Source organism: Mesorhizobium sp. M6A.T.Cr.TU.017.01.1.1, assembly GCF_004023115.1.
In the GTDB taxonomy this organism is placed as follows: domain Bacteria; phylum Pseudomonadota; class Alphaproteobacteria; order Rhizobiales; family Rhizobiaceae; genus Mesorhizobium; species Mesorhizobium mediterraneum.
The window spans coordinates 1-7,985 of record NZ_RZTA01000180.1 but is presented as its reverse complement, the minus strand read 5'-3'; the positions used below and the strand labels follow the sequence as shown (position 1 = coordinate 7,985).

Below are 7,985 nucleotides of genomic sequence, written 5' to 3'. Positions count from 1 at the left end.
CTTCGCAGACATCGCGTCGCCGCCTTGCTGGGCGCCGCATTGATCGTCAGCCCTTTCATCCTGCCGCTCGCCCCCAAGCTGAATGGCGCCCTGGCAGAAACAGTGACCCCTCCCGTCACCGGCATGACGGTGCCCAATGGATCGTTCGCCCCGATCGTGGCGGCCGACAAGCCGGCAGTGGTGACGATCACCACCGTCATGAAGGCACAGTCGGAGACCATGAGCGACGCTGCTCCCTTCGGCGACGGTTCACCCTTCGACGACTATTTCCGCCAGTTCTTCGGCGACCAGGGGCTGCCCGGCCCCAGGACCCCGCCGCAGCAGCAGGCGCCTCGCGCAGAGGCGCTCGGCTCCGGCTTCATTGTCGCAGCTGACGGCACCATCGTCACCAACAATCACGTCATCGATGGCGCCACGTCGATCAAGGTGACGCTCGACGACGGCACCGAGCTTCCCGCCGAGCTGGTCGGCCGCGACGCCAAGAACGACCTCGCCGTCCTCAAGATCAAATCCGACAAGACTTTGCCGACCGTCAAATGGGGCGATTCCGACAAGCTCATGCCGGGCGACCAGGTGCTCGCTTTCGGCAATCCGTTCGGCCTCGGCACCACGGTTACATCAGGCATCGTCTCGGCGCGCGGCCGCGATCTGCACAGCGGGCCGTTTGACGACTTCATTCAGATCGACGCACCGATCAACCACGGCAATTCCGGCGGTCCGCTGATGGATGTGAGCGGCAACGTCGTCGGCATCAACACGGCAATCTTTTCGCCGAATGGCGGCAGCGTCGGCGTCGGCTTCGCCATCCCGTCGGACCAGGCGCAAAAGGTGGTCGCCAAGCTGATGAAGGGCGGCTCCATCCAATATGGCTATCTCGGCGTCCAGATTCAGCCGGTGACGCCCGACGTGGCGAGCGCCGTCGGCCTCGGTCAGCCCAGCGGTGCGCTGGTTTCCGAGGTCAGCGACGGCTCGCCGGCGGCAAAAGCCGGGATTGAGACCGGCGACGTCGTCACCAGCTTCGCCGGTCAGCAGATAAAGGATCCCAAGGACCTGTCGCGTGCCGTTGCCGATATCTCGCCCGGCGAGACGGAAACGCTGGGTGTCTGGCGTAAAGGGCAGAATGTGAAGATTTCCGTCGATGTCGGGCGCAATGGAGACGATGTGGAGACGGCATCGGCCGGCGGCGGACCAGAGACACCGTCCGCACAGCAAGGCCTTCGTGCTCCTGCGATCGGCCTCGGCCTGATGGACGTCACCCCGGATGTCCGACAGGCGATGAACCTGGCGCCCAACCAGCGCGGCGCGCTGGTCGAGAGCGTCAATCCTGACAAGGCGGCCTCGGCTTCCGGGATCCAGCCGGGCGACATCATCATCACCGTCAATCAGGCGCCGGTGAGGGACGCCAGGCAGGCGGACCAGGCGATCGCGCAGGCCGGAAAGGCTGGCAAGAAGTCCGTGCTCCTGCTCGTCGAACGGGGCGACGAGCAGATCTTCGTCGCCGTGCCCTTCGCCGCCGGCTGAAGCGCATTGGCGCGAGGTCGCGGCCAAGATTTCGGTTGCCCGTCAGAGCATCTTCGAGAAGACTAGCGCAGGTTGGCTTCAACCTGCATGGATTGTCTCGATGGTCACCCGCGGCTTCTCTTCAGGACGAAAGCCCCCGACGGATGCGGATGCGCGCATCCCGCCGGGGCAGTATCTCGAGCAAGGGTTCCCGGTGCTGTCGGCCGGGCCGACGCCGCGTGTGCGCACCGAGGAGTGGTCGTTCACGCTCAAGCACGGACCGCGGCCGATCAAGAAGTGGAATTGGACGGAGTTCAACGCGCTGCCTTTGACCAAGATGACGCGCGACATTCATTGCGTCACCGCATGGACCAAGTTCGACACGGCGTGGCAAGGCGTGCTGGTCGACGATATTCTGGCGGATGCCGGCATCGAGCCGCCGACCGGCTTCACGCTGGCGCTGTCCTTCGACGGCTACACCACCAATGTGCCGACGAAGGACCTCACCGCCGGCAAGGCGATGGTGGCGCTGCTTTACGAAGGCAAGCCGATCACGCCGGACCATGGCGGCCCGGCGCGGCTGCTGGTTCCGCATCTCTATTTCTGGAAGTCGGCCAAATGGCTGAACGGGCTGCAGTTCACCGAGCGCGACGAGCCGGGTTTCTGGGAACTGCGTGGCTATCATATCTATGGCGACCCGTGGCGCGAGCAGCGCTATACGGGCGATCCATGAGCGACGGGCCGGCGGCGCAGTCGCCCTGGCAGACGGTGACCATCACCCGCATCGAAAAGCGCACGCCGCGCGTCACCAGCTTTTTTCTCCGGCCGTCACGGCCCTTCGCCTATCGTGCCGGGCAGCATGTCGATGTCAGGCTGACGGCGCCGGATGGCTATCAGGCGCGCCGTTCCTACTCCATTGCCTCGGCGCCGGAAGCCGGCGAGACGATCGAGCTGGCGATCGAAAGGCTCGATGATGGCGAGGTCTCGCCGTTCTTCCACGAGGTCGCGGCAGTCGGCGACGAGGTCGAGCTGCGCGGCCCGCTCGGCGGACACTTTGTCTGGTCCGACAGTGACGGCGGCCCGCTTCTGCTGGTCGGCGGCGGGTCGGGCGTGGTGCCGCTGATGGCGATGATCCGCCATCGCGCCGCACGCAAATCGGCGGTGCCTGCCACGCTGGTGTTTTCCGCACGGATCTGGGACGAGGTGATCTTTCGCGACGAGCTGATCGACTTCCACGATCGCCGGGACGGCTTCGATCTGGTGTTGGCGCTGACCCGCGAGCCGGCCCGGCGCCCGGCGGACTATTCACGGCGGATCGATGCCGCGATGATAGAGCAGTCGATGGTGCGGCTGCCCGCGCCGCCAAGGTTCGCCTTTGTCTGCGGCTCGAATGCCTTCGTGTCGGCCGCCGCCCAGGCGCTGATCGATGCCGGCGTTCCGGCAAGCCTCATCCGCACCGAGCGCTACGGGGTCTAATGCATGTCGCGCAACAACCTAAAGCGCGTCGCATAAGGCCGGTCAAAACGCGACGCGCTTTAGGGCCGCCGGTCATGCCTCGATCTCGATCGCCGTCAGCGGCTTCGAACAGCAGGCAAGGATGAAGCCGTCGTCGATCTCGTGATCGAGGATGCCGCCATTGTGGCTCATCTCGACCGTGCCCGAGACCTTTTTCACCTTGCAGGTTCCGCACAGGCCGAACTCGCAGGCCGCCGGGATGCGCACGCCCGAAGCGCGCGCCGTCTGCAGCACGGTCTGGCCGGCAACGCAGTCGGCATCGACATCCGAAAGCGAAAAGCGGATTGGCGTTGCGGCTTCGGCAGGTATTTCGACCCCACCCTCTGCCGGCGAACCGAACGGGGCCGGTATTTCCTCCACCATCGGGGCCGCAAAGCTCTCCTGATGATAGTTGCCCATGTCGAAGCCGGTGGCCTCCAGCATCTGCCGCACCGCACGCATAAACGGGTCGGGGCCGCAGCAGAAGATTTCGCGCTCGCGGAAGTCTGGCGCCAGCAGCGGCAGCCGTATCGCGTCGATCCGGCCCATATGGCCGAACCAACCCTCGCGGCTGGACCGTTCCTCGATCATGAAGCCAAGCGTCAGACCCGGCATGCGGCTGCCGAGCAGTTCGAGCTCCTTGCGGAAGATGATCTCCTCGGGCTTTCGCGCGCAGTTGACGAAGCCGACATCGGTCCATGGCGCGCAGTCGTTCAGCCAGCGCAGCATCGACATCATCGGCGTCACGCCGGAGCCGGCCGAAATGAACAGATACTTGGCCGCGGGATGGCTGTGCAGCGAAAAGTCACCCGTCGGACCATAGGCCCTCACGTGAACGCCGGGCTTCAGATTGTCGAACATCCAGCGCGTGCCGAGACTGCCGGCTTGCGCCTTCACCGTCACCGCGATCGAGAACGGCCGCGACGGCGAGGAAGACAGCGTATAGGTCCGCATCAGCGGGCCGTCGGAGGTCGGCAGTTCCAGCGTCACGAATTGGCCCGGCTTATAGCGGAACCAGGTCTGGTTGTCGGAGCGGAAGGTGAAGGTCTTCACGTCAGGCGCCTCGTCGCTGACGCCGATCACCTCCAGCACCTGCAGCCGGTCGTTCCAGGGCGCCATTTCGTCGAGATGGCGGTAGAGCCCGAGGTCCGTCATTGCGTTCATCTCTTCACGTTTCTCTCAGGCGACGCTGCGCAATGCCGGCCGGCCGTCCTCGGCTAGGCGCGGCCCGATGAAGGAGGCGTACCATTCGACGAACTGGATGACGCCGCCCTCATGCAGTTCCGAATAAGGGCCGGGCTCATAGGCCGGCGACAGGATGCCGAAGGCGTTTTCCTCGACGATGCGGCGGTCCTGGTCGTTGGTCTCGGTCCATACATGGGTGAGTTCGGCAAGGTCGTAATCGACGCCTTCGACCGCGTCCTTATGGACGAGCCATTTGGTTGTCACGGCGGTTTCCGTGGCGCTGATCGGCAACACGCGGAAGGTGACCGCATGATCGCCGAGGATGTGGTTCCAGGTCGTCGGATAGTGATAGAGCAGCAGCGAGCCGACACGGTCGATCGAAACGCTGTCGGAAAGGTTCTTCTTCACGGCGCGTCTTCCCGTCATCGTATAGCTGACAGCGTCGCGCAGCAGCGGTGCGCGGGTGGCGCGGTATTGCCCGGCCGGATCGATGCGGAATTTGCTCGGCAGGCCCGCCGCCTCGCATTTCGCCCAGTGCGCCAGCATCTCAGGATCGCTGTCGGCGCCCTGCACGCCGGTCACGGTCGGCGCTTCCGGGAATGTCTTGCACAGTTCCGGATGATTGCCGGCGCAATGATAGCACTCGCGGTTGTTCTCCCAGACGAGCTTCCAATTGCCCTTCTCGACGATGGTCGATTCGAAGGCGACCTTTGCCTCGCGCAGCCGGTGCGGCAGCAGGTAAGGCTCGATCATGGCGCGCATCGGCGCGAAATCGGCGGGCTCCTTGGCCAGGCAGATGAAGATGTAGCCGCCGACACTTTCGCAAGCCACCGGCTTGAGGCCGAACTGGCGCTTGTCGAAGCCGTCCGCCATCTGGCGGGCGAACAAGAGCCGGCCGTCTAGCTCGTAGGTCCACTGGTGATAGGGGCAGACGAGCTTTGCCGCCGTGCCCTTGTCGGCGTTGCAGACGCGGCTGCCGCGATGCCGGCAGGAATTGTGAAAGGCATTGATCTTGCCTTGCTGGTCGCGGACCAGCACGACCGGATAGTCGCCGATCTGGGCGGTGATGTAGCTGCCCGGCTTCGGCAACTCGCAATCGTGGCCGATGAACAGCCAATCGCGATACCAGATCAGCTCCATGTCGAGCTTGAAGAAATCGGGATCGGTGTAGAAGGGCTGCTCGAGCGAATAGCCTTGCCTGCGGCCGTGCAAGAGCCTCAGCATGTCGTTGCGCGAATCCATGTCCTGTCCTCATAGCCGTCGCATCGGCCTGAAATCGGAATCGATTTCGGAAAGCACGATGCGCAATTCAAAGTCTTGGAGCGTACTTTATGCGTCCAGATGGACGCATGTCGCTCCAAAGACTGAACTGGTGGTGATTGAGGAAGGATCGCTTGCACGCCGGCGACAGGCCAGACATGCATCATCCACCTCTTGACCGCCCACCGCGATCAGTCGAGTCTAGACACCTCGGGCTGGTTTCCGGGCTCTGGAGTGTCCTTGCGGACAGTCGCGACACCTTCCCAGGCTTGTGGCCCAGTGGTCTCCCGTTGCGACTTGAACTCCACCACCGTTGCGGGGGCAGCGCCGGGATTTGACCGGCTTCCCAATTCTCCGCTTCGTCGTCACCAAGCGGCACCTGAGATGGCGTCATCTAATCATGACGGCCAGCTGACTGTCGGCATGAAAGCGACATCGTATCCATGCGGCGCGACACGGCCCGCGAAACGTGCAGGTTGGTAATTGCAGGGCTGAAACCCATTTTTTCGGCCACCATTGTCGGCCGCCGTGACATCGAATTCCGACCCGCGGCGGAGGCAAAGAAGGTTAACAGTTTCCAAAAGTGACTATTAGCCGCTTCTAAAATCGAACCGAACGGTTCGTTTCTGTTGACAATGCGTGCATGACGCTGTGAACGCAGGTCCGCCAATCCGTCAAATCGTCAAATGGCGACTTTGGCATAAGCCCTTGAAAATAAAAGATAAAGCAACGCCTGTAGAAGCGTCTGGTACAATTTCAAGGTGTAGATTCTTGGTCCACACGGAACAACTTCGTGATTGGAATCTGCGGGATGGCCTTCCCACATCGGGGCTGTCCGAACGACGCGAATTCCTTCCAAGACACGCCGCTAGCCGGACGGAAAACTAAGATACTGGAGTACCAAAAATGAAAAAGATTGCTCTTACTGCCGTCGCCGTTCTGGCCATCACCGGCAGCGCCTTTGCCGGCAGCGACCATTATGGGTCCAACGGCGCCAACCAGCCGACCGCTGCGGTCGACAGCTCGTACACGGCTTCCATTCAGAAGCCGGCTCACGCTGAAAAGCCCGCCGTCCAGGGCGCCGACCGCAACCTTTTCGGTAACAACTAACAGCTGATCCCAGACCATGATCCCGAAAAGTGGAAACCGGTTTTCGGAAAAGATCATGGTCAAACAAGAAGACAGAGCGGCGGCAGGTCCGCCGCTGGGGATCTTTAGAAATTCAGGAGTATTGGAAATGAAGAAGATTGTTCTTGCCACCGCCGCCATTCTGGCCATCTCCGGCAGCGCTTTTGCCGGTAGCGACAACTATGGATCGAACGGCGCCAACCAGCCGGCCGCTGCGGCCGACAACTCGTACACGGCTTCGGTTCAGAATTCCGCTTCGGCGCAGAATCCGGTTCCGGCCGACGAGAAACCCGTCCACGGCAGCGACCGTAACCTCTTCGGCAACAACTAACAGCCAGTTCCAACAGCAGCGGCGGCATTTGCCTGCCGCGCTGATGGGATACGAAAATCCAGGAGCACTGAAATGAAGAAGATCGTTCTTACCGCCGCCGCGCTTTTGCTTGCTGCCGGCAGCGCCTTTGCCAACAACGACAATGTTGGCGGGACCGACATCAACAAGCAGGCGACCGTCAACGTCGACAACACGCAGACGTCTTCGGTACGCAACACCGGCTCGCCGGTCTACAAGCTGCTCAATTCGTCGGGCGACGTAGAGAAGTCCGCCCCGCAGGGCAGCGACCGGAACCTGTTCGGCCGCTAGCGCATCGGTCCGAAAATCGGAATCGATTTTCGGAAAGCACGATGCGTAGGTTCAAAGTGTTAGAGCGTACTTTGTGCGTCCACTTGGACGCACGTCGCTCTAACAGCGACCTGAACGCGCAAGAGCGGCGGGCTTTGCCCGCCGCTCTTGTTTTTGGCTTCGCCAAACTGCTTATACCCGGCAGTCTTGCTGCCGTTCTCAGGCCGCCTTTGCTTCCGCTTCGTGAAGCGTGAAGGACCGCCCGTCGGTATCGAAAATATGCAGGTCGCCGGCATCGGCACTCAACCGCAGCGTCGCACCCCGCTTGACCTCGACATTCCCGGGCAGCTTGGTCACCAGCGGCAGGTCGGCGCGGCCGATGTCGACATAGACGAGCTGGACCTCGCCGAGCTGCTCGACATAATCCACCGTTCCCTCGAAAAGATAATCCGCGCCGCTAGCGATCATCAGATCCTCCGGCCGCACGCCGAAGCTCACCGAAGCGCCCTTCGCTGAGGCCGGCGTGGCGATCGGCACCGTCGCCTTGCGCCCGCCGACATGGCTGACGATGGTCGGGTTGCCTGATTTGTCGATCGTCGCCGGCAGGATGTTCATTGCCGGCGAGCCGATGAACTGGGCGACGAACAGATTGCCGGGTTTCTTGTAGAGCTCCATCGGCGTGCCGACCTGCTCGATATGGCCGTCCTTGAGCACCACGATGCGGTCGGCCAGCGTCATCGCCTCGACCTGGTCGTGGGTCACGTAGATCATTGTTGTGGCAGGCAGCGACTGCTTGAGC

The 7,985-nt window shown here is 62.6% G+C and carries 9 protein-coding genes and 1 riboswitch; of the genes, 6 read left to right on the top strand and 3 right to left on the bottom strand.

What is annotated here, in order from left to right; translation table 11 throughout:
• The 3 genes from EOB36_RS32060 to EOB36_RS32050 form a co-directional block, all read left to right on the top strand.
• On the top strand, window positions 1-1,521 hold a 1,521-nt coding region (locus EOB36_RS32060), incomplete at its 5' end, for a DegQ family serine endoprotease (protein ID WP_164897679.1).
• 100 nt (window positions 1,522-1,621) lie between these two features.
• Window positions 1,622-2,233, top strand: a complete 612-nt coding sequence (locus tag EOB36_RS32055) for a molybdopterin-dependent oxidoreductase (RefSeq protein WP_095484422.1) — start codon at window positions 1,622-1,624, stop codon at window positions 2,231-2,233.
• On the top strand, window positions 2,230-2,976 hold the full coding sequence (locus EOB36_RS32050) for an FAD-binding oxidoreductase (RefSeq protein WP_095484421.1): 747 nt from the start codon (window positions 2,230-2,232) through the stop codon (window positions 2,974-2,976). Before EOB36_RS32055 ends, EOB36_RS32050 begins: the two co-directional genes overlap by 4 nt.
• Before the next feature lie 72 nt (window positions 2,977-3,048).
• Here EOB36_RS32050 and EOB36_RS32045 read toward each other — a convergent pair whose 3' ends face one another.
• Entirely contained in the window at window positions 3,049-4,149 is a 1,101-nt protein-coding gene (locus EOB36_RS32045) for a hybrid-cluster NAD(P)-dependent oxidoreductase (protein WP_126107274.1), read from the bottom strand.
• A 24-nt stretch (window positions 4,150-4,173) separates the two neighbouring features.
• Window positions 4,174-5,421: an aromatic ring-hydroxylating dioxygenase subunit alpha gene (locus tag EOB36_RS32040; RefSeq protein ID WP_095484420.1), complete on the bottom strand. Its 1,248-nt coding sequence runs from the start codon at window positions 5,419-5,421 to the stop codon at window positions 4,174-4,176.
• A 213-nt stretch (window positions 5,422-5,634) separates the two neighbouring features.
• A riboswitch (cobalamin riboswitch) is annotated at window positions 5,635-5,837 on the bottom strand.
• Window positions 5,838-6,345: 508 nt separating this feature from the next.
• On the opposite strand from EOB36_RS32040, the gene EOB36_RS32035 reads away from it, so the two are divergent.
• From EOB36_RS32035 to EOB36_RS32025, 3 genes are all read left to right on the top strand, one after another.
• A complete protein-coding gene (locus EOB36_RS32035; protein ID WP_095484419.1) occupies window positions 6,346-6,549 on the top strand; it encodes a DUF680 domain-containing protein in 204 nt (67 codons plus the stop codon).
• A gap of 127 nt (window positions 6,550-6,676) precedes the next feature.
• Entirely contained in the window at window positions 6,677-6,898 is a 222-nt protein-coding gene (locus EOB36_RS32030) for a DUF680 domain-containing protein (protein WP_095484418.1), read from the top strand.
• Between the two features lie 72 nt (window positions 6,899-6,970).
• Window positions 6,971-7,207, top strand: a complete 237-nt coding sequence (locus EOB36_RS32025; protein WP_095484417.1) for a DUF680 domain-containing protein — start codon at window positions 6,971-6,973, stop codon at window positions 7,205-7,207.
• Between the two features lie 198 nt (window positions 7,208-7,405).
• Here EOB36_RS32025 and EOB36_RS32020 read toward each other — a convergent pair.
• A partial coding sequence (locus EOB36_RS32020) for a TOBE domain-containing protein (RefSeq protein WP_128286464.1) occupies window positions 7,406-7,985 on the bottom strand: 580 nt, incomplete at its 5' end.

Bases quoted from the DNA above. Each gene is read 5' to 3' on its own strand.
- EOB36_RS32055 (WP_095484422.1), top strand. From the start codon at position 1,622: ATGGTCACCCGCGGCTTCTCTTCAGGACGAAAGCCCCCGACGGATGCG.
- EOB36_RS32050 (WP_095484421.1), top strand. From the start codon at position 2,230: ATGAGCGACGGGCCGGCGGCGCAGTCGCCCTGGCAGACGGTGACCATC.
- EOB36_RS32045 (WP_126107274.1), bottom strand. From the start codon at position 4,149: ATGACGGACCTCGGGCTCTACCGCCATCTCGACGAAATGGCGCCCTGG.
- EOB36_RS32040 (WP_095484420.1), bottom strand. From the start codon at position 5,421: ATGGATTCGCGCAACGACATGCTGAGGCTCTTGCACGGCCGCAGGCAA.
- EOB36_RS32035 (WP_095484419.1), top strand. From the start codon at position 6,346: ATGAAAAAGATTGCTCTTACTGCCGTCGCCGTTCTGGCCATCACCGGC.
- EOB36_RS32030 (WP_095484418.1), top strand. From the start codon at position 6,677: ATGAAGAAGATTGTTCTTGCCACCGCCGCCATTCTGGCCATCTCCGGC.
- EOB36_RS32025 (WP_095484417.1), top strand. From the start codon at position 6,971: ATGAAGAAGATCGTTCTTACCGCCGCCGCGCTTTTGCTTGCTGCCGGC.